The organism is Actinoallomurus spadix (assembly GCF_024055725.1).
GTDB classification, from domain to species: Bacteria; Actinomycetota; Actinomycetes; order Streptosporangiales; family Streptosporangiaceae; genus Actinoallomurus; species Actinoallomurus spadix.
Window position 1 is genome coordinate 177329 of record NZ_JAMXMX010000014.1, and the last position, 22260, is coordinate 199588.

22 protein-coding genes and 2 riboswitches are annotated in these 22260 nt (G+C 73.2%); of the genes, 6 read left to right on the top strand and 16 right to left on the bottom strand.

The window, feature by feature from the left end; genetic code table 11:
• Positions 1 to 16: 16 nt before the first annotated feature.
• Complete coding sequence (locus NE235_RS22180; RefSeq protein WP_252806003.1) at positions 17 to 952, bottom strand: sugar kinase; 936 nt, start codon at positions 950 to 952, stop codon at positions 17 to 19.
• Positions 949 to 1548, bottom strand: a complete 600-nt coding sequence (locus tag NE235_RS22185; protein ID WP_252806005.1) for a bifunctional 4-hydroxy-2-oxoglutarate aldolase/2-dehydro-3-deoxy-phosphogluconate aldolase — start codon at positions 1546 to 1548, stop codon at positions 949 to 951. Before NE235_RS22185 ends, NE235_RS22180 begins: the two co-directional genes overlap by 4 nt.
• 121 nt (positions 1549 to 1669) lie before the next feature.
• Here NE235_RS22185 and NE235_RS22190 point away from each other — a divergent pair, with 121 nt between their 5' ends.
• Positions 1670 to 2362: a nucleotidyltransferase domain-containing protein gene (locus tag NE235_RS22190; RefSeq protein ID WP_252806007.1), complete on the top strand. Its 693-nt coding sequence runs from the start codon at positions 1670 to 1672 to the stop codon at positions 2360 to 2362.
• A gap of 77 nt (positions 2363 to 2439) precedes the next feature.
• Here NE235_RS22190 and NE235_RS22195 read toward each other — a convergent pair whose 3' ends face one another.
• Positions 2440 to 4761 (bottom strand): FHA domain-containing protein, encoded by a 2322-nt coding sequence (locus NE235_RS22195; protein WP_252806008.1) that lies wholly within the window; start codon positions 4759 to 4761, stop codon positions 2440 to 2442.
• A 126-nt stretch (positions 4762 to 4887) separates the two neighbouring features.
• On the opposite strand from NE235_RS22195, the gene NE235_RS22200 reads away from it, so the two are divergent.
• Positions 4888 to 5625 (top strand): LmeA family phospholipid-binding protein, encoded by a 738-nt coding sequence (locus NE235_RS22200; protein WP_252806009.1) that lies wholly within the window; start codon positions 4888 to 4890, stop codon positions 5623 to 5625.
• Positions 5626 to 5666: 41 nt separating this feature from the next.
• Here the strand turns inward: NE235_RS22200 and NE235_RS22205 are convergent, their stop codons facing one another.
• From NE235_RS22205 to NE235_RS22255, 11 genes are all read right to left on the bottom strand, one after another.
• On the bottom strand, positions 5667 to 6509 hold the full coding sequence (locus NE235_RS22205; protein ID WP_252806010.1) for a hypothetical protein: 843 nt from the start codon (positions 6507 to 6509) through the stop codon (positions 5667 to 5669).
• 106 nt (positions 6510 to 6615) lie between these two features.
• Positions 6616 to 7725, bottom strand: coding sequence for a glycosyltransferase family 4 protein (locus NE235_RS22210; RefSeq protein ID WP_252806013.1), 1110 nt, complete (start codon positions 7723 to 7725; stop codon positions 6616 to 6618).
• The gene (locus NE235_RS22215; protein WP_252806015.1) at positions 7725 to 8081 is read right to left on the bottom strand and encodes a hypothetical protein; all 357 of its coding nucleotides are present in this window, start codon (positions 8079 to 8081) and stop codon (positions 7725 to 7727) included. The genes NE235_RS22210 and NE235_RS22215 overlap by 1 nt, the downstream gene beginning before the upstream one ends.
• Entirely contained in the window at positions 8078 to 8806 is a 729-nt protein-coding gene (locus NE235_RS22220) for a hypothetical protein (RefSeq protein WP_252806017.1), read from the bottom strand. Before NE235_RS22220 ends, NE235_RS22215 begins: the two co-directional genes overlap by 4 nt.
• A 71-nt stretch (positions 8807 to 8877) precedes the next feature.
• Positions 8878 to 10068: a glycosyltransferase gene (locus NE235_RS22225; protein ID WP_252806019.1), complete on the bottom strand. Its 1191-nt coding sequence runs from the start codon at positions 10066 to 10068 to the stop codon at positions 8878 to 8880.
• Complete coding sequence (locus tag NE235_RS22230; protein WP_252806021.1) at positions 10065 to 11021, bottom strand: NAD-dependent epimerase/dehydratase family protein; 957 nt, start codon at positions 11019 to 11021, stop codon at positions 10065 to 10067. Before NE235_RS22230 ends, NE235_RS22225 begins: the two co-directional genes overlap by 4 nt.
• A gap of 9 nt (positions 11022 to 11030) precedes the next feature.
• Positions 11031 to 11792 carry an alpha/beta hydrolase gene (locus tag NE235_RS22235; protein WP_252806023.1) on the bottom strand — a complete coding sequence of 254 codons (762 nt, stop codon included), beginning with the start codon at positions 11790 to 11792 and terminating at the stop codon, positions 11031 to 11033.
• 156 nt (positions 11793 to 11948) lie between these two features.
• The gene (locus tag NE235_RS22240; RefSeq protein ID WP_252806025.1) at positions 11949 to 12377 is read right to left on the bottom strand and encodes a CBS domain-containing protein; all 429 of its coding nucleotides are present in this window, start codon (positions 12375 to 12377) and stop codon (positions 11949 to 11951) included.
• A gap of 68 nt (positions 12378 to 12445) precedes the next feature.
• Positions 12446 to 13156, bottom strand: coding sequence for a class F sortase (locus tag NE235_RS22245; protein WP_252806027.1), 711 nt, complete (start codon positions 13154 to 13156; stop codon positions 12446 to 12448).
• The gene (locus tag NE235_RS22250; protein WP_252806047.1) at positions 13143 to 13772 is read right to left on the bottom strand and encodes a hypothetical protein; all 630 of its coding nucleotides are present in this window, start codon (positions 13770 to 13772) and stop codon (positions 13143 to 13145) included. Before NE235_RS22250 ends, NE235_RS22245 begins: the two co-directional genes overlap by 14 nt.
• Positions 13773 to 14203: 431 nt before the next feature.
• Positions 14204 to 14965 (bottom strand): hypothetical protein, encoded by a 762-nt coding sequence (locus tag NE235_RS22255; RefSeq protein ID WP_252806029.1) that lies wholly within the window; start codon positions 14963 to 14965, stop codon positions 14204 to 14206.
• 203 nt (positions 14966 to 15168) lie between these two features.
• On the opposite strand from NE235_RS22255, the gene NE235_RS22260 reads away from it, so the two are divergent.
• Positions 15169 to 16692 (top strand): ATP-dependent DNA ligase, encoded by a 1524-nt coding sequence (locus tag NE235_RS22260; RefSeq protein ID WP_252806032.1) that lies wholly within the window; start codon positions 15169 to 15171, stop codon positions 16690 to 16692.
• Positions 16693 to 16709: 17 nt separating this feature from the next.
• Here the strand turns inward: NE235_RS22260 and NE235_RS22265 are convergent, their stop codons facing one another.
• Both NE235_RS22265 and NE235_RS22270 read right to left on the bottom strand, forming a co-directional pair.
• Positions 16710 to 17546: a hypothetical protein gene (locus tag NE235_RS22265; protein ID WP_252806034.1), complete on the bottom strand. Its 837-nt coding sequence runs from the start codon at positions 17544 to 17546 to the stop codon at positions 16710 to 16712.
• Positions 17547 to 17665: 119 nt separating this feature from the next.
• The gene (locus tag NE235_RS22270; protein ID WP_252806035.1) at positions 17666 to 18964 is read right to left on the bottom strand and encodes a M50 family metallopeptidase; all 1299 of its coding nucleotides are present in this window, start codon (positions 18962 to 18964) and stop codon (positions 17666 to 17668) included.
• 208 nt (positions 18965 to 19172) lie between these two features.
• A riboswitch (glycine riboswitch) is annotated at positions 19173 to 19270 on the top strand.
• A 1-nt stretch (position 19271) separates the two neighbouring features.
• Positions 19272 to 19364, top strand: a riboswitch (glycine riboswitch).
• A 73-nt stretch (positions 19365 to 19437) separates the two neighbouring features.
• Between NE235_RS22270 and gcvT the strand changes: the two genes are divergently transcribed.
• Genes gcvT through NE235_RS22285 form a run of 3 tightly spaced genes read left to right on the top strand, consistent with a single transcriptional unit; the run spans position 19438 to position 22180 of the window.
• Positions 19438 to 20544, top strand: coding sequence for a glycine cleavage system aminomethyltransferase GcvT (gene gcvT / locus NE235_RS22275; RefSeq protein ID WP_252806037.1), 1107 nt, complete (start codon positions 19438 to 19440; stop codon positions 20542 to 20544).
• The gene (gene gcvH, locus NE235_RS22280) at positions 20541 to 20924 is read left to right on the top strand and encodes a glycine cleavage system protein GcvH (RefSeq protein WP_252806039.1); all 384 of its coding nucleotides are present in this window, start codon (positions 20541 to 20543) and stop codon (positions 20922 to 20924) included. The genes gcvT and gcvH overlap by 4 nt, the downstream gene beginning before the upstream one ends.
• The gene (locus tag NE235_RS22285; protein ID WP_252806041.1) at positions 20924 to 22180 is read left to right on the top strand and encodes a serine hydroxymethyltransferase; all 1257 of its coding nucleotides are present in this window, start codon (positions 20924 to 20926) and stop codon (positions 22178 to 22180) included. The genes gcvH and NE235_RS22285 overlap by 1 nt, the downstream gene beginning before the upstream one ends.
• Positions 22181 to 22260: the final 80 nt, after the last annotated feature.

The following is a 22260-nucleotide window of genomic DNA, read 5'->3' on the forward strand; positions in this document are numbered from 1 at the left end:
ACCCCGGCGTCCGGGGTCAGCCGGCCGCGAGGAGGCGGTCGATCTCCTCGGCCGTCGCGACCCGGCCGGTGCCGCCCTGCCCGCCGAGGCAGATCGAGGCCGCCGCCGCGCCGCCGCGTACGGCCTCCACGAGGGACGCCCCGCGCGCGAGCCGCGCCGTGAGCGCGCCGGCGAAGGCGTCCCCCGCGCCGGTCGCGTCGACGATCTCCGTGGCCGGCACGGCGGGCAGCCACCGCCGGTCCGGTCCGCTCGCGAGGTGGACGCCGTCGGCTCCGCAGGTGACCGCGACGGCGGACGCCCCGAGGTCGAGGCAGGCCACGGCGGCCCGTTCGGGGTCGTCGGTGTCCAGCAGGGCGGAGGTGTCGGCGGGACAGGACGGCAGGATGAGGGAGGCGCGGGGCGCGACCTTGGCCAGGACCGCGCGGGCGTCGCCCGGCGTGGTGAGGCGGCCGCGGAAGTTCGGGTCGTACACCACCGTGCCGCGGGCCTGCTCGGCCGCGTGCACGACGGCGGCGGCGCAGGACTCCGACAGCGCGGCGGTGATGCCGCTCAGCAGCACCGCCCCGGCCCCGGCGACCGGCGCGCGGTCCACGTCGGCCGGGCAGAGCCGGGACGCCGCGCTGCCCGCGCGCAGGTAGGCGAAGGCGCGGGTGCCCAGCGGGTCCGCACCGACGACGTACGCCCCGCTGTGGCCCGGCCCGCGCCACATCCAGCGGGTGTCGACGCCGTGCCGGGCGGCGAAGTCGACGAGCCGGTCACCGAACTCGTCCTCACCGGTGCGCGTGACGAGGGCGACGTGGGCTCCGGCGGCCGCGGCGGCGACCGCCGCGTTGAGCGCGTCGCCGGAGAAGGAGAGCCGGAAGGTCTCCGCGCGGGTCAGCGGTTCGGCCGCCGAGAACTCGACCAGCGGCTCGCCGATGACGACCACGTCGGGGACACCGTCGCCGGTCACCGTGCCGCCTCGATCAGCTCGCGGACCGCCTTGGCCGGGTCGGGCGACCGCACCAGGTCCGAGCCGACGCCCACGGCGTACGCGCCCGCCTCCAGGTAGGCGGGGACGTCGGTCAGCGCGATTCCGCCGGTGGGCACGATCCGCGCGCCCGGCAGCACCGCCAGCACGGACCGCAGGTACGCCGGGCCGCCCACGTGCGCGGGGAACAGCTTGGCGATGCCGCGCCCGGCGGCGGCCGCGACCTCGCCGGGGGTGAACCCGCCTTCGAGGAACACCGTCCCGGTCTCGGCGGCGACCGTACGGACGGCCTCGGCCGGGTAGGGGCTCACGAGGAAGTCCGCGCCCGCGTCGAGCGCGCGGCGGGCGTCCTCGGCCGTCGTCACCGTGCCGGCGCCGAGGACCGCCGCCGGGTGCGCCCGGCGCAGACCCGCCAGGGCGCCGGCCCAGCCGGGAGTCGTCGCGGTCAGCTCGATGACGGTGAGGCCGGCGGCCAGCAGCGTCTCGGCCGCCCGTACGGCACCGTCGGCGTCCGGCGTCCTGAGCACGGGCACCACCCGGCCGGCGCCGATCGCCTCTTCGATCTCTGCTTGGTCCATTCGCGGACCCTTCTGTTCTGCTGGACGGGACGGCGTTCTATCTACCGGATGATAAATGACGCGACACGGCGAAGGGCGGCGATTAGGGTCTCGCCCGGATCACCTACCCTCTGGACCGCCCATGACCGAGATCCTGCTGGCGGGCGTCGTCGGCTCGACCGCGTACGGCCTGGCCACCGCCGACTCCGACGTCGACCGGCTCGGCGTCTTCGCCGCGCCGACGGGCGCCCTGCTGGGCCTGCGCACGCCGCGCGAGTCGATCGTGACGACCGCGCCCGACCGGACCCTGCACGAGGCCCGCAAGTGGTGCCTTCTGGCGCTGGGCGGCAACCCGACCGTGATGGAACTGGTCTGGCTGCCCGACGACCTGTACGAGACGCGGACCACGTTCGGTGACGAACTGATCGGCATCCGCGCAGCCTTCCTGTCGGCGGAGCGGGTCCGGCACGCCTACCTCGGCTACGCGGGCCGGCAGTTCCGCAAGCTGGAGAACCACGAGGACGGCGCGTTCTCCGCCGGCGCCCGCAGGCGCACCGCCAAGCACGCCCGGCACCTGGCGCGGCTCGTTCACCAGGGCCGGGAGCTCTACGCCACCGGGCGGCTGCGCATCCGCCTCGACGACCCCGGCTGGTACCACCGTTTCGGCGACCGCGTCGCAGCCGGCGACCTGGAGGCCGGCCGCCGGCTGCTCGCCGAGGCCGAGACCGACTTCGGCCGCATCCGCACGCCGCTGCCCGACCGCCCCGACGAGGCCCCCGTCGAGGACTGGCTGCGGGCCGTGCGCGCGGCCCACTACACGCCCGCGGCGGACTAGAAGCCGTCACCGCACGAAAGAGACCACGGCGGCGAGGTCGCCGGCGCACCAGGACCTGCCGGAGGGGAATCAGGAGGTCAAAGGCGGGTTCGGCGGCCGGGGCGCAGGCGTTCCAGGCGCCACCAGGCGATGACGGTGAACAGCAGGCCGAGACCTGCCAGGACGCCCATGTCGATGCCCCAGGTGGTCGCGTCGGGATGCCAGAGCCGGTCCTCGATCGGCTTGTGCGGCAGGTGCGCCAGGTCCACGGTCGACGCCGCCGCGCCCAGTCCCCAGCGCGACGGCGTGATCCAGGCGACCTGCTCCAGGCCCGCCTTGCCCTGCAGCGGCATCAGGGCGCCGCAGAGGATCACCTGGGCCAGGGACAGCAGCACCAGCAGCGGCATCGTCTTCTCGGACGTGCTGACCGCCGCCGACACCAGCAGGCCCATCGCCATCGACACGATCGCCAGCCCGGCCATGGCCAGGATGAGCTCCGGGTACGGCGAGGTGAACGCGCCGTGCGCCGGCATCGGGCGGAACGCCAGGCCGATGAGGACGAGCAGCACCGCCTGCGCCCCGGTGATCAGACCGAGGATGAGGATCTTCGACAGCAGGTAGATCCCCGCGGACAGCCCTGCCGCGCGTTCCCGCCGGTAGATCGGGCGTTCCTTGACGAGTTCGCGCACGGAGTTGGCGGCGCCGACGAAGCACGCGCCGATGACGAGCGTCAGGAGCACCGACGCCGCGTCGTCGTTCTCGCCGCGGCCGGTCAGGCCGTGCGGCGCCGGCATCGCCCGGATCAGCAGCCCGACGACCAGGGGCAGCACCGCCAGTACGGCCAGGTAGCTGCGGTCCGACCCGATCACCGCGGTGTACCGGCGGCAGAGCGTGCCGAGCTGGGAGAACCGGCCCTGCCGCCGGGGCGGCGGTTCCGTCGTCGCCGGCTCCGGGCGGTGCACCTCGGCGTCGCCGTCCAGTCCCGACAGGACGTAGCGGGTGTACAGCGGCGCCATCCGGAACTCGGCGGCCCAGTCGCGGTCGGGCTCCCGGTCGAACGCCTGGAACACCTCGGCCCAGCTCTCCTTGCCGAAGAAGCCCAGGCCCTCCGCCGGCGGCCCGTAGTACGCCACCCGGCCGCCGGGGACGAGGACGAGCAGGCGGTCGCACGTGTCCAGGTTCGCGACGCTGTGCGTGACCACGACGATCGTGCGGCCGTCGTGGGCCAGGTCGCGCATCATCTCCATGACGGACTTGTCCAGGCCGGGGTCCAGGCCGGACGTGGGCTCGTCGAGGAACAGCAGCGACGGCTTGGTCAACAGCTCCAGCGCGACGCTCACCCGCTTGCGCTGGCCGCCGGACAGGGCGTCGATCCGCGTCTCCGCGTGCGCGGTCAGGCCGAGCTCCTCGATCACCTCGTCGACCCGCCGGTCACGCTCCGCCGCGACCGTGTCCCCCGGGAATCTCAGCTCCGCGGCGTACCGCAGGGCCCGGCGGGTGGGCAGCTGGGTGTGCAGGATGTCCTCCTGCGGGACGAGGCCGATCCGGTGCCGCAGCTCCGCGTAGTGGCGGTACAGGTCCCGGTGGTCGTAGCGGACACCGCCCTCGGTCGCCGGGCGGGTTCCGGTCACCGCGCCCAGCAGCGTCGACTTCCCGGCGCCGCTCGGGCCGATGACGCCCACGAGACAGCGCTCAGGGATCGGGAAGCTGACGTGGTCGAGCAGCACCTTCCCCTTCGCGGTCCGCACGGTGAGGTCCTGGGCGACCAGCGACACGTCACCGGTGTCGATGAACTCCCGTAGCTCGTCGCCGACGAGCCGGAAAGTGGCCCGCCCGATACCGACGATGTCACTTTCGGTGAGCGGCGCCGAGGTGATCCTTTTACCGTTGACGAAGGTGCCGTTATGGCCGCCGAGATCGGCGATCTCGTGCCGGCCGTCCGCCCTTTTCCGTAGCTCGGCGTGATACCGGGAAACGATCAGATCGGACAGCACGATGTCATTGTCCGGAGCGCGGCCGATCCGCAGCGGGCGGGACGGCACGTGTATGACGGAGGTCGGCCGGCGGTCCACGCCGGTGCGCGAGTCGAGCACCGGCGGAACCGAACAGGCCACCTGCGGCCCGCTCTCGGCGTTCCCCAGCCGGAAGACGATCTCGCCCTCGATACCGGCCCGCCGGACGCGCCGGGAGCCGGCGAACGTGCCGTTCGTGCTGCCCAGATCCTCTAACAGCCAGCCCTTGTCGTCGGTACGGAGGGCGGCGTGCCGCCAGGACACGCGGGCATCGGCGATCGCGATGTCGGCCGCCGGGTCACGGCCGATGGAGTACGACCCCCCGGGCTGCAGTCTGCGGACGGCCTCCCTGGTCCGCACGACGAGAGCCGGCGGGGCCTTCGACGAGACAAAGCCCTCGGCCGTCATATCTCCGGAGTGTAGATCGGAAGTCGGGAAACGCCCATGACTTTCTCATCACTTTGACGTCAGGCCATTGACGACGCCCCCGAGGTGGAATTTGCTGATGCTCATGACGACCCTCACCCTCGTCTAATGAGCGCGCACGAGAGCGAATGGACCCGCCCGGACGGCCTCCCGCCGCGCCGCCCGGGCGGCCCGCCGCCGAAACGGCGCCGCAGGCGGCCACTGATCATCGTGCTGGTCGTCCTCCTCGTGCTGCTGGGCCTCCTCGTCGCCGCCGACCGGCTCGCCGCCGCGTACGCCGAGAACCGCATCGCCGGTGAGATCCGGAAGCAGGGCTTCAGCGCCCGGCCTCACGTCACGATCGACGGCTTCCCCTTCCTGACCCAGGTCCTGAACCGCCATTTCCCCCACGCCCACATGACCGCCCGGAACGTGCGGCAGGGACCGGTCACGATCAGCCTCATCGAAGGGGACGTACGCGACGTGCGCGTCGACTCCGGGTTCCGCAAGGGCACCCTCGGCCGGGTGGACGGCACCGCGACGATCGGGTTCGGCGACCTGGCCAAGGCCTCCGACCAGCCCGGCGTGCGGTTCACGGCGGCGGGCCCGGACAAGGTGAAGGGGGACGTCGACTTCGGCATCGGGTCCGGCACGGTGGTCTGGCAGGTGACCAAGGTCGGCCGGGACCGGATCCGGGTCCGCCCGCTGTCGGCCGAGGGGTTCTCCCTGTCCGACCTGGACGAGGACCTCGACTTCACGGTGCCGGTCGGCGGGCTGCCGCTCGGCCTGACGTTCGAGAGCCTGTCGGTCACCGCGAAGGGCGTCGCGCTGCACATCTCCGGCGCGCACATCGCCTTCAGCGGCTGAGCCGCGCGGACCGGCGGCACGGGACGCGAGGTGCCGCGGGGTCAGGCGCCGGTCGCGGCGCGGGCGCGGGCGGCTCGGGCGTACTGGTCGTCGAAGCGGCGCGGGAAGGGCAGCATCCGGTGCCGCTCCGGCCACCGGGCGAGCTGGCGGACCGCGTTGCAGCCCGCGGCGGTGACGATCCGCTCCGCGCCGGCGAACAGCGGCCAGGCCGGGTACACGTCGTGGTGCGCGATCCCCGGCGGCAGGACGTCCGGGCGGCTCGGCGACAGCAGGGTGAACTCCGGGCGCGCGCCCTCGATCGCCGCGACGTCCAGCGCGTACGCGACGAGTTCCGCCACCTCGGCGGCCGGTCCGGAGTGCACGATCAGCCAGCCGCCGGGCGCGACGGGGACGGCGGGCGCCGGCTCCGGCGGGTCGGCCAGCGTCAGCGGTACGACCGCGGACGACACGGAGTCCAGGTACGCGCGATGCGCGCCGCCGACCGGCTCGACGAGCAGGGTCTCGGCGAACCGGAGGGAGTCGGCGGCGAGCAGCGGCAGGTAGGCGTCCCAGCGCAGCAGGCGGGAGAGGTGGACGACACGGGTGCCCGCCGGGACGGCGGCGGCGCTCAGCTCGCCGGACAGCCCGGCGGGGAACGCGTCGACGACGAACTCACGCGGCCGTAGCCTGGCCAGGGTCCCGCCGATCCAGTGCGTCAGCCCGTCCCGGTCCAGCCCTGCAGGCGCGGACAGCACCCGGTGGCCGGCCACGACCCTCGGGTCACCCGCGAACGGTGAACCGGTCAGGATCGCCACCGGCCCGCCGGCCGGCCCGCGCGTGTGCAGGTAGGCGCGGATGCGGGTGAGGTGGCCGAGTCCCCCGCCCTGCGCATAGCAGACGATCAACTCAGGCTCGCCGGCGCGGTGGCCAGGACGGCCCGCAGGTCCGGCGGCACCTCGCGGCACAACAGGACCGCCGCCGTCAGGGCCGCCGGGCCCCGGGCCGTACGGTTCACGCCGTTCCCTTCGCGGTCTCGGTCAGCACGGCCAGGTAGCCGGCCGTCTCGGCCTCCGGGGTGAAGTTCCGGCGCACGCGTTCACCTGCCGCCGCGCCCCGCTTGGCCAGTTCCTCGTCCGTCGCCCGCGCGGCGCGGTCGACGGCGGCGCGGCAGCCGTGCGGGTCTCCCGCGCGGAACGTGAAGCCGATCTCCTCGTCGGCCAGGTCCGCCAGGCCCCCGGCGTCGGAGGCGAGCAGCGGCAGCCCGAGCGCGGCGGCCTCCAGCGAGACGTTCGGCAGCCCGTCATAGAACGAGGGCAGGGCGACCAGATCGCAGGACGCGTACACGCCCGGCAGTTCGTACCGGTCCAGGAACGGCATCCGGGTATGCGGCAGGCCGGCCAGCCGCTCCTCCATCCCGTCCTCGACCTCGCCGACGAGGAGCAGGTGGAACGCCTGCGCGTGCCCGGAGGCGGCCAGCGCGTCGAGCAGGAAGCCGACGCCCTTCTTGTTCTTCAGCTGCCCGACGAGGCCGAGCACCCGCCGGCCGGGCTGGACGTGCGCCGCCCGCCACTCGCGCGCCCGGGCCCGCTCGGAGGGCAGGACCTCCCAGTCGGCCGTGTCGATGCTGTTGGCCACCCAGGTCACGGCGGTGCCGGGGACGAGCGCGGACACCAGCGGGCCGTGCGACCGGGCGACGACGCAGACGCGGGCGGAGGCGCGCAGCGCCGTCAGCAGCGCCTCGCGGCGGCGCAGCGAGAAGACGCCGGTGTCGAAGTCGTTGCCGCGCAGCAGCGTGACCAGCGGCGCGCCCAGCCAGGCCGCCAGCACCGGCGCGCCGAGCAGGGCGTACGTCCCGCCGAAGGCGACGACGTGGGTGTAGTCCTCGCCGGCCAGCTCCGTCCACAGGCGGCGCAGCGCGTGCTCGGGGTTGTCCTCCAGCGGGACGACGAGCAGCCGGCCGCCGGCCTCGCGGTCCACCCGCCAGGGCCGCGGCCGGTGGCTCAGGTGCGCGACGTCGATCTCGGCGCCCGCCGCGCGCAGGCCGCGGACGATGCGGTCACACGACTCCGCCATCCCACCACGGCTCGGCGGGTAGTGCTCGGTGATCCACAGGACGCGCATCAACTGTCGACCCAGTCGTTCCCGTCGTCGCCGTCGAAGCCGTCGCCGTCGTAGCCGCCCACGTCGAAGCCGTCGCCCGCGTCGAACTGGCCCCGGTCGTAGGAGTCGAACCGCGAGTACCAGACCGCGTCGTTGTACATGCCGGAGCTCTGCTCGTAGTAGCGGCGGCGGTAGCCGCGCGCCCACCCGGGGTGGAAGGGGTCCGCGTAGGCCTGGGCGGCGGCGCACTCGGGGCACTGGCCCTGGGGGTCGACGTGCCGGGCGCAGACGGATCGGCCGCAGCGGCACACGGTGACCGACGGCCGGCCGCACCGGCCGAGCACGAAGAAGCCGGTCGTGACGGCACAGGGGTTCACGCGGTTCTCCTCACGGTCGCCGCGGGCGGCGTCCACCGGAACGGTTCGGTCGCCACCGCCAGGATCCACTGCAGCTGGTCCTGCTCGGCGGGCGCCGGGCCGAGCTTCGCCGTCGCGCTGATCACCGTCCGTTTGGCGGACTTGATCCGCACCCCGACGGACCGCGGCGGCGGGCTGCCCGGCCGTCGTACCTCCTGGCCGGGCTGCAGGGTGCGCCGGGCGGTGATCCGCTGGACGGCCTTGCTCTTGGTCTTGACCTTGTGCTTGCCGCGGGGGTTGACCTTGTGGATCCTCCGGTAGCGGACCCGGTCGGTGACGGTCAGCTCGAGGACGCTGCCGTCCCGCAGCTCGGCCCGCACCGCGAGCCAGGGGTCGTGCGCGAACCACTCGGTGATGTTGCGCACCCGCCCACGCCCTGGGAATTTCCGGCTCGGCCCGGTCTTCTCGGGCACTTTGGGGCCGCGCAGGTCGGCGGTGATGCCGATGGCGCCCTTCGGCGCGACGTCCTCGCACAGCACCCGGATCAGCGGGACCAGCACGGCCACCGTCCGGTCCGGCAGGCGCCACTTGCGCCGTTTCACCGTCTCCGCGTGCCGGGCGAGGCTGGCCACCACGGCGTCCCACTCCGCCGGCGGGAGCGTGACGGACGCGGTGCGCTGCCAGATGAGCCCTTGGTGCACCGGGTGGAACCGCTCGATCGCCGCCCGTGTCTTCCGCCAGAACATGGCCGGACGATATCAACCGGATATCGCCCGGGATAAGCCTCAAACGGCACCTCTGACCTCTACGGTCCGGGTCAGCGGCGCACGACAGGAGGCGTCAGGAGGTCGTACACCTCCGACAGCCGGGCACGGGCCGCCGACCAGGTGAGGCCCTCCTCGATCCGCCGCCGGCCGCGCTCGCCCATCGCGCGGGCGGCCTCCGGATACTCCAACAGGACGCGCAGGACGCGGGCCAGCTCGGCGGGACGGTCCGGGGCCACCAGCCGGCCGTGCTCCCGATCGGTCATGATCTCCCGTACGACGGGCAGGTCGGAGGCGACCACCGGGACCCCCGCGGCCATCGACTCCAGGATCTTCAGCGGCGCGCAGCCCTGATCGAGGTTGCGCGCGCAGGCGGTCAGCGGCGCGACCGAGATCGCGGCGTTCGCCAGCCAGCCCGCCACCTCCGGGTGCGGAAGCGTGAACCGCCAGAGCAGACGGTCCGCGACGCCGACGCGCTCGGCGAGCCGCCGCAGCGGGCGGGCCCGGCGTTCCGGCACGGACGAGCAGATGACGAGCCGCAGGTCGGGCAGGTCCGCGAGCCGGGCGAACGCCCGCAGCAGCACGTCGACGCCCTGCCACGGCTGCAGCGCCCCGACGTAGACGAGGTAGCGGTCCGGCGCGCCGTCCGGGCGGGGCGCGGCGGCGGGCACGTCGGCGCCGTTCGGCACGAGGTGGATCTTCGTTTCGGGCACGCCGCGGCGGGCCAGCGCACCCGCGATGACCCACGAGGGCACCACGACCGCGTCGGCGCCCTCCAGGCAGACCCGCTCCAGGTCCGCGATCTTCGCCAGCGTGGCGGGGGTCACCGACGGGCGGGTGTGCGCGAGCTCGACGGACGGCAGGCCGTTCACCTCGTACACGACGCGGTGGCGCCGGCCGGGGAGGGTGACCACCGGCAGCGCGCCCCACGGATCGCGCACGTGGCAGATCCGCAGGGTGTCGCGGTGCGGCTCGACGTGCGCGGCGACCCACCGGGAGTACGCCTCGGCGCGGTCGAGGAGGTTCGGGATCTGCTCGCCGAAGCGGGCGATCTCGATGCCGCCTGCCTCCCGCTGGTAGCGCGGCAGCGGCCCGCCGCCGAGCACGCCGAGCAGGCCGCCGTCGAAACGGGCGAACAGCTCGGCCGCCATGTGCCCGATGTGCACGGCCGACCCCTTGCTCGACGGGAACCGGTCGAAGGCGAAGTAGGCGGCGCGCACGGCCGCCGGGGCCCCGGAGGTCATCCCGCCCGTTCCATGCGCTCGCGGTGCCACCGGACCTGGTCGGCCAGGCCCTCGGCCGGCCCGATCCGGGCCGACCAGCCGAGGAGACGCTCGGCCCGCGCCGTGTCCGCCCACGTACGGGCCGCGTCGCCGGCCGCGGGGGCGTACTCGCGCACCCGGGGCCGCACGCCCAGCAGGCCGGCGAGCAGGTCGATGGCGTCCCGCACGGTGACGGGCTCGGGATGACCGACGTTCAGCACCGTCCCCGGCGGCAGGCCGGCGCCGGCCGCGGCCAGCGTCGCGGCCGTGACGTCGGCGACGTGCGTGAAGGCGCGCGACTGGCGGCCGTCCCCGAAGACCGGCAGCGGCCGATCGTGCCGGGCCGCCTCGACGAACCGGTGGAAGGCCATGTCGGGGCGCTGGCGCGGGCCGTACACCGAGAAGTAGCGCAGCGTCACCGCCGTCAGGCCCTCCTCCACCGCCCGGGCGGCGAGGCGCTCGGCGGCGACCTTGCTCCGCGCGTACGGGCTCGCGGGACGCGGCGGGTCGTCCTCATGGTGCGGGCGGTCCCCGGCCGAGCCGTACACCGAGGAGCTCGACGCGACGACCACGCGCGGGCGCCGGGCGGGCGCCGGGCCCAGGCAGGCGGCGAGCAGCCGCCGTGTGGCGGTGACGTTGTCGCGCTCGGTGGCCGCCTCGCCGGCGCCGAAGGAACTGCGCACTCCGGGCCGGCCGGCCAGGTGGACGACCACGTCCGCGTCGGCGAGCTTGGTCAGGTCGTCGGCGGCCAGGTCGGTCTCGACGAGGGTGATCCCGGGCCGGTCGGCGAGCGCCGCCCAGGTGACCCGCGCGGCCTCCGGCGCGGCGGAGCGGTGCAGCGCGTCGACGGCGAGCACCTCATGGCCCGCCGCCGCGAACGCCTCCGCCACATGGCCGCCGATGAACCCGGCCGCCCCCGTCACCACCACCCGCACGTGCGCACCCTAATGCACGGGGGCCGCCTGAGATGCGACCCATTGTCCGATCCGCCGAATCAGCGCGGGGGTCGCGGCGCTCTCAGCGTGCCCGTACCCGGCCTCGATCCACAGCTCGCGCGGGTCGCGGGCCGCGGCGTAAAGCTGCTCGGCGTGCTCGACCGGCAGGAAGGGGTCCCGGTCGCCGTGCACGATGAGCAGCGGTGTCGGCGCGATCCGTCCCACGACCTCATGCGGCGCGGAGGGCACCGTCGCCCAGCTGCCGCCGGCGATCCGCGTCCTCTTCACGAGGCGGGCCGCCAGGCGGCCGGACCGGCGCTCGATCGCCCAGTGCACGCGGCGCATCGGCTTGGTGTCGCGGTAGTACCAGCGGGCCGGGGCGCTGACCGCGGCGACCGCGTCGACGCCGCCGCGCAGGGCCGCGTGCCGGACGACGACGGCCCCGCCCATCGAGAAGCCGACGAGCCCGACCCGCCGGTACCCGAGGTGGCGGGCGTGCCGGACGGCCGCGTCGACGTCGAGGATCTCCCGGTCACCGACCGTGGACCGGCCGCCGGACCGCCCGTGGCCGCGGAAGTCGATCGCGATGACGCCGCCGACCTCGCCGAGCACCGTGGCGATCCGCCGCGTCGTCGGCTGCCGCCACGCGCCGGTGAACCCGTGCGCGAGGACCAGGCACAGGCCGTCGTCGGGTCCGGGGCGGTGCCCGGCGTCGATCCGGACGCCGTCCATGGCATGCAGGGTCAGAGGCTGAACGTTCACGTCGTTCATCGTGCCCGTTCCCGGCCGGCGACGCAGGCGACGCCCCCGCCCGACGACCCGGGCGGCACGCCGACCGGCGACCCAGGCAGGCGACCTTCCGACCGGCGCAGGCGGCGCCCCGGCCGGTGACACGGGCGGCGCCCCGGCGGCGAGGCCGGAGCCGTCTCAGCGCTTGATGTAGTCGACGAGCTGCTCGCGCTCGGTCTCGAGCTCGGCGATCGTGCTTTTGACCAGGTCGCCGATGCTGACGATCCCCACCAGACGCCCGTCGCGGACGACCGGGAGGTGACGGATGCGGTGCTCCGTCATCGTGACACGGAGCCCGTCGACGGCGTCACCGGGCCCGCAGGTGCGGACGGGCGTCGTCATGATCTCCGACACCGGCGCGTCCAGCAGGGCCGCGCCCTCCTCGTCCAGCCGCCGGACGATGTCGCGCTCCGAGACGATGCCCTCGATCGCCGAGCCGTCCGCGGACACGACGACGGCACCGATGTTGCGCTCCGCGAGCAGTCGCAGGAGCCGCCGCACGCTCGCGTCCGGGGCGATCGTCGCGACGTCAGCGCCCTTGGCGCGGAGGATCTCCGAAATTCGCATCCACCGACCTCCCGATTGGTGGCGACCCGGTCTCACTACGCCAAGCATCCTCCGTTCGCGGGCGTACGTCACGGGCTTCGCGATACCGGGCCGGTGCCGCCGGCGGCTCCGGGAGACCCGCCCGCCTTCGGCCGGGTGCCACGGCGGCCGGTCAGGTGGGCGAAGACGATCGTGTTGTCCTTGTAGCTGTGGCCGTCGAAGTCACCTCCACAGGTGATCATCCTGAGTCCGGCGAACCTCAGGGGGCCGTAGACGCGCTCGGTCGGGAAGTGCTTCTTCGGCACCCGCTCGACCGAGTCGACGGCGAACATCGCGACCGTGCCGTCCGCGCGGGTGACGTCGATCTTGTCGCCGGGACGCAGCCGGGCGAGCCCGTAGAACACGGCCGGGCCCTTCTTCGTGTCGACGTGGCCGACGAGCACCGCCGGACCGCGTTCCCCCGGTGTGGGGCTCCGGTCGTACCACCCGGCCAGCTGGGCCCGGGACAACGGCGGCACCGCGAGCGAACCGTCGTGTTCGAGGCCGAGGCGGAGCAGGCGCGAGTGGATACCGACGCGCGGGACGTCGACCCGCACCGGGACGGAGGCGGCGAGGGCCGCCCCCGCCGAGGGGGCGGCCGCCGCACCGGGCCGGGCCGCGTGTGGATCCGGCCGTGGTGGTCCCTGGTCGTGGCATGAACCGAACCACAGGACCGCCGCACCGGCCGCGATCAACCCGGCGGCCGCCCCGCCGCGGAGACGGCCGCCGTGTGCTCGTGCTGATCGACTACGAGCGGGCACCGGTCCGGATCCGCCGGCGAGCGAGGAGCGTCGTGCCGCCCAGCATCAGGGTGAGCCCGGCGAGGCCCGCCGGCACGCTCGATCCCTGGGCGCCACCGAAGCCGGTCCGTACGGGCCCGGACGGGACCATGCCGACACCGGCCGGACGGCCGGGCATGCCCATGACCCGGCCATGCACCTTCTTCACGGTCTCCCGGCTGTGCCCGTAGCCTCCACCCGGGGCACCGCCTATGACACTTCCACCGGCGACGCCGTTACCGCCGCCGCCACCGCAGCCGCCGTCACCGCAGCCGTCGTCGTCACCGAAGGCCGCCCAGGGCGCGATGCCGCCGCCGTTGTTATTACCGCCCCCAAAGCAGCCGCCGGCAACGCACGGGTCGAGACCGTCGTCGTCGCCGTCACCGTCGCCGTCGTCGTCATCGCCCCCGCGGGCCAGGCCCGGGGCGTGCGCGCTCAGTGCCTGGTGCGCCGCCGGGTAGACGGCGACGTGCTGCGCCCGGTGGTGCAGTCCCGCGGTCTCGTCACTCTGGAAGGCCGCCGCCAGAGCGGGTGAAGTCAGCCCGATCGTCAGTGCGGCCGCTGAAGCGGTTGTCAGGGTCAGGTTACGGACCCTCATGAGTACCCCCTTGATGTCAGCGGCAGCCTGGACCGCTCCCTGGCTGCCGGCATCGCCACCGCTCCCCTCATTCCCCCATCCCCGACACCGCGATCTAATTCTCTATGCTCTTGAGGAAATGATTACGGTGCGGAACGGACACTTAGTGACATCCACCGCGCCGCCATTCTCAATGAGTGTCACACCGCTCGACATTGTCCCCATTACGCGAGTTTCTCGGCACATCAGGCGAGCGGGCCGGCCGCCGCGACCGTACGGCCGACACCCGCGCCGACCTCGAACAACACCGCGACCCTCATAGCAGGATTCCCGAGTTGTAACACTTCGCCGGGAAGCGAGAATAAATCCGCCCCGGTAATCGCCCACCGGCCCGCCGTGGCCGCCGCAGGAGTTCTTATTAAGTACCGGCGAATCACCCTAATATCCGCAGATCACCGCAGTAACGTGAGCGCCGCGCGGGCGGCCGCGACCGCGTTGGCCAGGCTGCGCTGCTCGCTCGCGGCCCGGTCCCCGGCGGCCGGCTGCTCCTCGGTGTACTGCACGCGCAGGATGACGTTGCGGTAGCGCACGTCGGCCTCCCCGACCGCGATCTTGACGTCCCGGTCGATCCAGTACCGCTCGAACGCCGCGTCGCCGAGACCACCGATCCGGCGCAGCGCGCTCGTGTCGGCCGTCCGGTCCTTCTCCGCCTGCCGCCACTGCGCCTCGTACGACCAGACGGTCATGCCCGTGGCCTGGTCGTGCATGTACTTCGGCAGGAACGCCCGCGCGTCCACCTGGACGGCGCGGTAGCGGCTCCCCTCGGTCATCGAGTACTTGCAGACACCCGCCGTCTCCGCGCCCATCCTGTCGATCTTCGGGCTGCTCGTCGGCACCAGCCGCCGTACCGTGTCGGCGGGCAGAATCGAGCATGCCTGCGGCAGCCCGGCGAACACGGGCGGCCGCGCGGCGCTCGGCGGCGCGTCGGCCGCCCGCGAGCCGGTGGGAGCGGGGCGGGACCGCGCCGGTGCCGCCGGCTGCCGGGCTCCCCCGCGGCCGAACACGAGGACGGCCGCCGCGGCGAGGCTCAGCGCCGCCACGACGCACGCGGCGGCGACGACGCCCGGCGTACGACGCCGGCGGCTCTTCGCCCTCGGCGCCTCCGGAGGCGAGTAGACCCGGTGGAACGGTTCCGGCAGCCGCGGCAGTCCCAATCCTTCTCCCCACTCGTGATCCCCGGGCGGCCCCGGGTGTCGGCTTGATGCGACCGTAACCGGCGGATCCACCGCCAAACCAGCCTCGAATGCGCCGGGCACGTGTGACGCCATGCCGCTCCTCGCCTCCTCCGGCCGCAGGGCGCGGCCGCTCCTCCGGGACGGGCTCACCCGATTGTCGGTCGCCGGCGTCAGAATGGAATGTGCTGTTGAGCGAGATCACCGAGACCTCAGGGGCCGTCGCCGCGACGTCCGGGCGGCGCGCCAAGATCGAGCTGCTCGCCGCCTGCCTGCGCGACGCCGAGCCGGAGGAGACGGCGATCGCGGTGGCGTACCTCTCCGGTGAGCTGCCGCAACGCCAGATCGGCGTCGGCTGGGCGGCCCTGCGCGACCTGCCTCCCGCGGCGGCGGAGGCGGCCCTCACCGTCGACGAGGTCGACGCCGCGTTCACCGCGATCGGCGCCGTCTCGGGTAAGGGTTCCGTCACCACCAGGCGACGCCTGGTGGGGGAATTGTTCGCCCGGGCGACCGCCGCGGAGCAGAGTTTCCTCCTCCGGCTGCTCTCCGGCGAGCTCCGTCAGGGCGCCCTCGACGGTGTGATGGCCGACGCCATCGCCGCCGCGGCCGGCGTGCCGGCGGCCGAGGTGCGCCGTGCCGTGATGTTCCGCGGTTCGCTCGGCGCGGTGGCCACCGCGGCGCTGTCCGAGGGCCGCGAGGGCGTGCGCGCGTTCGGGCTGGAGGTCGGGCGCCCGGTCAAGCCGATGCTGGCCGCGAGCGCGCCGTCCGTCGAGGCGGCGCTGGACAAGGTGAGCCCCGCGGCCGTCGAGTGGAAGCTCGACGGCATCCGGATCCAGGCACACCTGTCCGGGGGTGAGGTGCGCCTGTTCACCCGCACCCTCGACGACATCACCGGCCGGCTACCGGAGATCGTCACCGCGCTCCGCGCGCTGCCCGCCGACACGGCCGTCCTCGACGGGGAGCTGATCGCGCTGCGCGACGACGGCCGCCCCCACCCGTTCCAGGTGACGTCCGCCCGCGCCGCCAGCCACGGCGTGCGCCCGGGCACCGGGCAGGACGTGCCGCTGTCGGTGTTCCTGTTCGACGTGCTGCACCTCGACGGCGAGGACCTGATCGACCTGCCGGGCGCCGAGCGCACCAAGGCGCTGGCCCGGGTCGTGCCCGAGGCCCTGCGCATGCCGCGGGTGGTCACCGGCTCCGCCGACGAGGCCCGCGGGTTCTTCGACGACGCCCTCGCGCATGGGCACGAGGGCGTGCTGGTCAAGTCCCTCGACACGCCGTACACCGCCGGCCGGCGCGGCGCGGGGTGGATCAAGGTGAAGCCCCGTCACACGCTCGACCTGGTCGTCCTGGCCGTCGAGTGGGGCAACGGACGCCGCCGGGGCACGCTGTCCAACCTGCACCTCGGAGCCCGCGACCCGGAGACCGGTGGGTTCGTGATGCTGGGCAAGACGTTCAAGGGCCTGACCGACGAGATGCTCGCCTGGCAGACCGAGCGCCTGCTCGCGCTGGAGACGCACCGCGACGACCACACCGTCTACGTACGCCCCGAGCTCGTCGTCGAGATCGCGTTCGACGGCGTACAGCGCAGCCCGCGCTACCCCGGCGGGCTGGCGCTGCGCTTCGCGCGGGTGCTCCGGTACCGGCCGGACAAGACCGCCGCCGAAGCCGACACAGTCGACAGCGTGCGCGCCGTCGCGGTGTTCTAGGCACGGCTGCCTAAGGGCTAAGGACGGCCGCGGCGGTCGAGGCGGCGACGGGGGCCCGTCGTCCGCTCGTGGGCGATCAGGTCGTGGCGGCCCGCGATGAACTCCTGCACCCAGATCTTCGCCCGGATCAGCGGGCGGCGGATGCGCTGCTCGCGGCGCAGCGCCCGGCGGAACTTCCGCGTGCCCGGCCGGTACCTCCACCGGGCCCACGGCGAGCCCGGCCTAGCCAGCCGGAACGCGCTGAAGACGAGCACGACCGGCAGGAACAGCCCGAGCAGCCCGGTCCAGATCTTCCCCTTGAAGAGGGTGACGATGGCCAGCGCCAGGTTGGCGAGGACGTTGGCGAGGACGACGAGGAAGACCCCGATGGACACGGTCGAGTCCGGGCGCAGGTCGTGGACGTCGCTGAGCCAGACCGGGCGGACGCCGACCAGCATCAGGCCCGTGATCGCGACGGCGATGAACACCGCGTCGACCGAGGCGCGTCCCTCCTCCATCCAGTAGACGTCGCGCAGGTGCAGGATGAGCGCGAACTCGTCGAGGACGAGCGCGGCCCCCATCCCGAACACCGACGCCGCCAGGGCGTACCACCCCGTGTAGGCGTCCGGGATGCAGAACCCGGCCACCCCGCCGATCAGCATCAGCACCACGCCGAACACCACGTGGTGGATGTGGAGGTCACCGACCTCGACGTTCTTGAACCACCAGCGGACCTTGGCGCGGATCAGCCGCACGTTGATGCGCACGACGACGAACGTGACGATGAACGCCACGAAAAAGCAGAACAGCGGCAGCCGTCCGTTCTGGACGACGCGCTCGGTGAACAGTCCCTCCACCTTGGCCCCCGACGTCATACGTCCTCATCATGACCCATTCCGGTCTGTGATAACGCTTGACGTCGGGCGTCACTGCCCGCTCGCGAGCCGCGGCGGCCGTGAGCCGTTCAGGCGTACCGGATCGACCGCGGCTGCCGTCAGCCGTTCAGGCGGACCGGATTGACCAGGTCCGCGTAGATCAGCAGAGCGCCCATCGTGATGATCACCGCGGCCATCACGTACGTGAGCGGCAGCGCCTTGGCGACGTCGACGTGGCCGGGGTCGGGCCTGCGGGCCAGCCGGGCGATGCCCTTCTTCACCGCCTCCCACAGCGCGCCGGCGATGTGGCCGCCGTCCAGCGGCAGCAACGGCACGAGGTTGAACATGCCGACCGCGAAGTTGACCGTGCCGAGCATCATCAGGAAGAACGCGAGCTTGTCCAGCCCCGGCTCCTTCGACGCGGCGATCTCCCCGCCGATCCGGCTGGCGCCGACGACGCCGATCGGGCCGTTCGGGTCGCGCTTCTGGTGGCCGAAGGCGGCGTTCCAGACGCCGACCATCTTCTTCGGCATATTGATCAGCGAGCCGAAGGTGTGCGTGGTCAGGTCGCCCATGGTGCCGAGGACCACGCCCGGCCCCTGCCGCTCCCGCGCGCTCGTCGGGCTGATCCCGAGGAAGCCGACGGTCTCGGTCTTGTCCGGGTCGGTGAGCGACGGCATCTGGTTCGTGACGACCGGAACGCTGAGCGCGACGTCCTGGCCGCCGCGGCGGACGACGACCGGGACCGTACGCCCGCCGGATCCCCGGATCAGCTTCTGCAGCTCCGCGTACGAGTGGATCCGCCGGCCCTCGTAGGAGACGAACCGGTCGCCGGCGCGCAGCCCCGCCCGTACGGCGGGGGTCTCCGGGTCGCCGGGCCGGCAGTCCCGGCCCGCCTGCGCCACCGGGATCGTGCACTTGCTCACCGAGGCGATCACCGGCTGCACGGTCGAGACGCCGATCCCCATGACGACCACGCTGATGAACAGGAACGCCAGCAGGATGTTCATGAACGGCCCGGCGAACATGATGATGACCTTCTGCCACCACTTCTTGCGGTAGAAGACGCGGTCCTCGTCGCCCGGCCCGACCTCCTCCAGCGCGGCGCCGCGCGCCGACTCGATCAGCCCCTGCCACGGCCCGGTGGACACCTGGCGGACCGTGCCCGGCGCGTCGCCCCGGCGCGGCGGCAGCATGCCGATCATCCGGATGTAGCCGCCGAGGGGGATCCACTTGACGCCGTACTCGGTCTCACCCTTGCGCCGCGACCACAGGGTGGGCCCGAAGCCGACCATGAACTGCGGGACGCGGACGCCGAAGAGCTTGGCGAAGGACATGTGGCCGAGTTCGTGCAGGGCGATCGAGGCGAGCAGCCCGAGGAAGAAGACGACGATGCCCACCACGAAAAGCACACTCATGCCCGCACACGCTCCTCACCCGTCGCACCGCGGGCACCCACCGGGCACCGCGGTCAGACCGCTCCGCTCGCCGTGCCGCGCACGCCGGCCGAAGGCCTCCGAGATCTCGACCGGTCAAGCGTATGCCGAAAACCCGCGCGTGCGGGCCGTCCCGACACTCCCGCGCCGTCGATCGGCACGGTGCGGCCTGCTAGCCTGGCCATGCCGATGATCCCGCGCGGGAGAGCGACCTCGCCGCCAGCGAGGTACGCCGAAGGAGCAACTCCTCCCCGGAACCTCTCAGGCCACACGTACCGCGTGGACCAGGCGACCTCTGGAAAGCGGAGCCGTGCTCCCGCCGAAGGTGCAAGCCCCCGACCAGGGGGTGAAGCTCTCAGGCACCGATGACAGAGGGGGAGGGCACCGCCACCGGATTCCGCGTGCCAATGGGAGGATGGGATTCCCGGCCGCCCGCGTGATAGGAGCCTGCCCCGATGTCCACGCCGGACGCCAAGAGAACACCACTCCACGAGGTCCACGCCGAGCTCGGCGCCATGATCACCGAGTTCGCCGGGTACCTCATGCCACTGCGGTACGGCAGTGAGACCGCCGAGCACCAGGCCGTCCGCGCGAGCGCGGGCCTGTTCGACCTGTCCCACATGGGAGAGATCTTCGTGACCGGCCCGCAGGCCGGGGCGGCCCTCGACCACGCGCTCATCGGGCACCTGTCCGTGCTCCCCGTCGGCAGGGCGCGCTACACCATGATCGTCAACCCGGCCGGGGGCGTGCTGGACGACCTGATCGTGTACCGGCTCGCCTCGGAGACCTACATGGTCGTCGCGAACGCCGCCAACGCCGCGACCGTGCGCGCCGAGCTGACCGAGCGGTCGGAGGAGTTCGAGAAGGCCACCGTCGACGACCGGTCCGCCGCCTACGCGCTCATCGCCGTGCAGGGCCCGAAGGCCCAGGCCATCCTGGCGAAGCTCACCGACGCCCCGCTCGCCGACCTGAAGTACTACGCGATCCTGCCGGGCAAGGTCGCCGGCCTCGACGCGCTGATCGCCCGTACCGGGTACACCGGCGAGGACGGCTTCGAGCTGTTCGTCGGCGCCGGTGACGCCGTCGCCCTCTGGCAGGCCGTCACGGAGGCGGGCGGTGACGACCTGCGGCCCGCCGGGCTGTCCGCGCGGGACACACTGCGGCTGGAGGCGGGCATGCCGCTGTACGGCAACGAGCTGACCGCCGAGACCACGCCGTACGACGCCGGCCTCGGCCGTACCGTCAAGCTCGACAAGCCCGGCGACTTCGTCGGGCGCGCCGCGCTGGCCGCCCTCGCCGACACGCCGCCGGGCCGCGCCCTCGTGGGTCTCGTCGCGCGGGGGCGTCGTGTCCCCCGGCATGGGTACGACGTGGTGACGCCGGACGGCACGCCCTGCGGCGTGGTGACCAGCGGCGCGCCGTCCCCGACGCTGGGCAGGCCGATCGCCATGGCCTACATCGACGCGGGCCACGCCGAGGACACCGACCTCGCGGTGGACATCCGCGGTAAACACGAGCCGGTCGACAAGGTCGCACTGCCGTTCTACAGGAGGACTTCGTGAGCACCGTTCCCGAGACGCTGTACTACACCCAGGAGCACGAGTGGGTCACCGAGCCGTCGGACGGCGTGGTGTCCATCGGCATCACGGCCTACGCGGCCGACGCGCTGGGTGACATCGTGTACGTGTCGCTGCCCCAGGAGGGCGCGTCCGTCGAGGCCGGCGAGCCGTGCGGCGAGGCCGAGTCGACCAAGTCGGTGAGCGACGTCTACTCGCCCGTCACCGGTGAGGTCGTCGCGGTGAACACCGCCGTCGAGGAGGACCCGGCCGTGATCAACTCCGACCCGTACGGCGAGGGGTGGCTGTTCCGGGTGCGCACGGATGACGACCCGGCCGACCTGCTCGACGCGCCGGCCTACTCGAAACTGATCGAGGAGGCGTGATGAACGTGCTGAACATGCCCCTGTCCGAGGTCGACCCGGACGTCGCCGCCGCGATAACGGACGAACTGCGGCGGCAGCAGTCGACCCTGGAGATGATCGCCTCGGAGAACTTCGCGCCCGTCGGCGTCCTGCAGGCGCAGGGCTCGGTGATGACGAACAAGTACGCCGAGGGTTACCCAGGGCGGCGCTACTACGGCGGTTGCGAGTACGTCGACGTCACCGAGCAGCTGGCGATCGACCGCGCCAAGGCCCTGTTCGGCGCGGACCACGCGAACGTGCAGCCGCACTCGGGCGCGCAGGCGAACATCGCGGTGTACTTCGCGCTGCTGGAGCCGGGCGACACGATCCTCGGCCTCGATCTCGCGCACGGCGGGCACCTCACCCACGGCATGCGGATCAACTACTCCGGCAAGATGTTCAACGTCGCGGCCTACCACGTGGGCCCCGACGGCCTCGTGGACATGGACGAGGTCGCCCGGCTGGCCCACGAGTACCGGCCGAAGCTGATCATCGCCGGCTGGTCCGCGTACCCGCGGCAGCTCGACTTCGCCGCGTTCCGGCAGGTCGCCGACGAGACCGGCGCGCTGCTGATGGTGGACATGGCCCACTTCGCGGGCCTGGTCGCCGCGGGCCTGCACCCCTCCCCGGTGCCGTACGCCGACGTCGTGACGACCACGACGCACAAGACCCTCTGCGGCCCGCGCGGCGGCCTCATCCTCTGCCGCGAGGAGTACGCCAAGAAGATCAACTCTGCGGTGTTCCCCGGCACGCAGGGCGGTCCGCTGGAGCACGTCATCGCCGCCAAGGCGGTGGCCCTGAAGATCGCCGCGTCGGAGGAGTTCGCCGAGCGGCAGGCCCGGACCATCGAGGGCGCCAAGATCCTCGCGGACCGGCTGCTGCGCGAGGACGCCGCCAAGGCGGGGATCAAAGTGCTGACCGGCGGCACCGACGTGCACCTGGTCCTGGTCGACCTGGTCGACTCGGAGATCACGGGGCGGGACGCCGAGGACCGCCTGCACGACATCGGCATCACGGTCAACCGCAACGCCGTGCCCAACGACCCGCGGCCGCCCATGGTGACGTCCGGGCTGCGGATCGGCACGCCCGCCCTCGCCACCCGCGGGTTCGGCGCCGACGACTTCGCCGAGGTCGCCGACATCATCGCGCTGGCGCTGCAGCCGTCGTTCGACTCGGCGGCGCTGTCCGCCCGGGTCCGCACGCTGGCGGACAAGCACCCTCTCTACCCGAGCCTTTGATTGATGAGACACGATGACGATCGCTCCTGAGGGCCGGAAGCTGCTGCGGGTCGAGGCCAGGAACGCCGCGACCCCGATCG

Excerpts from the sequence above, each read along its gene's own strand:
- NE235_RS22185 (WP_252806005.1), bottom strand. The coding sequence starts at position 1,548 with ATGGACCAAGCAGAGATCGAAGAGGCGATCGGCGCCGGCCGGGTGGTG.
- NE235_RS22190 (WP_252806007.1), top strand. The coding sequence starts at position 1,670 with ATGACCGAGATCCTGCTGGCGGGCGTCGTCGGCTCGACCGCGTACGGC.
- NE235_RS22195 (WP_252806008.1), bottom strand. The coding sequence starts at position 4,761 with ATGACGGCCGAGGGCTTTGTCTCGTCGAAGGCCCCGCCGGCTCTCGTC.
- NE235_RS22200 (WP_252806009.1), top strand. The coding sequence starts at position 4,888 with ATGAGCGCGCACGAGAGCGAATGGACCCGCCCGGACGGCCTCCCGCCG.
- NE235_RS22210 (WP_252806013.1), bottom strand. The coding sequence starts at position 7,725 with ATGCGCGTCCTGTGGATCACCGAGCACTACCCGCCGAGCCGTGGTGGG.
- NE235_RS22220 (WP_252806017.1), bottom strand. The coding sequence starts at position 8,806 with ATGTTCTGGCGGAAGACACGGGCGGCGATCGAGCGGTTCCACCCGGTG.
- NE235_RS22225 (WP_252806019.1), bottom strand. The coding sequence starts at position 10,068 with ATGACCTCCGGGGCCCCGGCGGCCGTGCGCGCCGCCTACTTCGCCTTC.
- NE235_RS22235 (WP_252806023.1), bottom strand. The coding sequence starts at position 11,792 with ATGAACGACGTGAACGTTCAGCCTCTGACCCTGCATGCCATGGACGGC.
- NE235_RS22240 (WP_252806025.1), bottom strand. The coding sequence starts at position 12,377 with ATGCGAATTTCGGAGATCCTCCGCGCCAAGGGCGCTGACGTCGCGACG.
- NE235_RS22250 (WP_252806047.1), bottom strand. The coding sequence starts at position 13,772 with ATGAGGGTCCGTAACCTGACCCTGACAACCGCTTCAGCGGCCGCACTG.
- NE235_RS22265 (WP_252806034.1), bottom strand. The coding sequence starts at position 17,546 with ATGACGTCGGGGGCCAAGGTGGAGGGACTGTTCACCGAGCGCGTCGTC.
- NE235_RS22270 (WP_252806035.1), bottom strand. The coding sequence starts at position 18,964 with ATGAGTGTGCTTTTCGTGGTGGGCATCGTCGTCTTCTTCCTCGGGCTG.
- gcvT (WP_252806037.1), top strand. The coding sequence starts at position 19,438 with ATGTCCACGCCGGACGCCAAGAGAACACCACTCCACGAGGTCCACGCC.
- NE235_RS22285 (WP_252806041.1), top strand. The coding sequence starts at position 20,924 with ATGAACGTGCTGAACATGCCCCTGTCCGAGGTCGACCCGGACGTCGCC.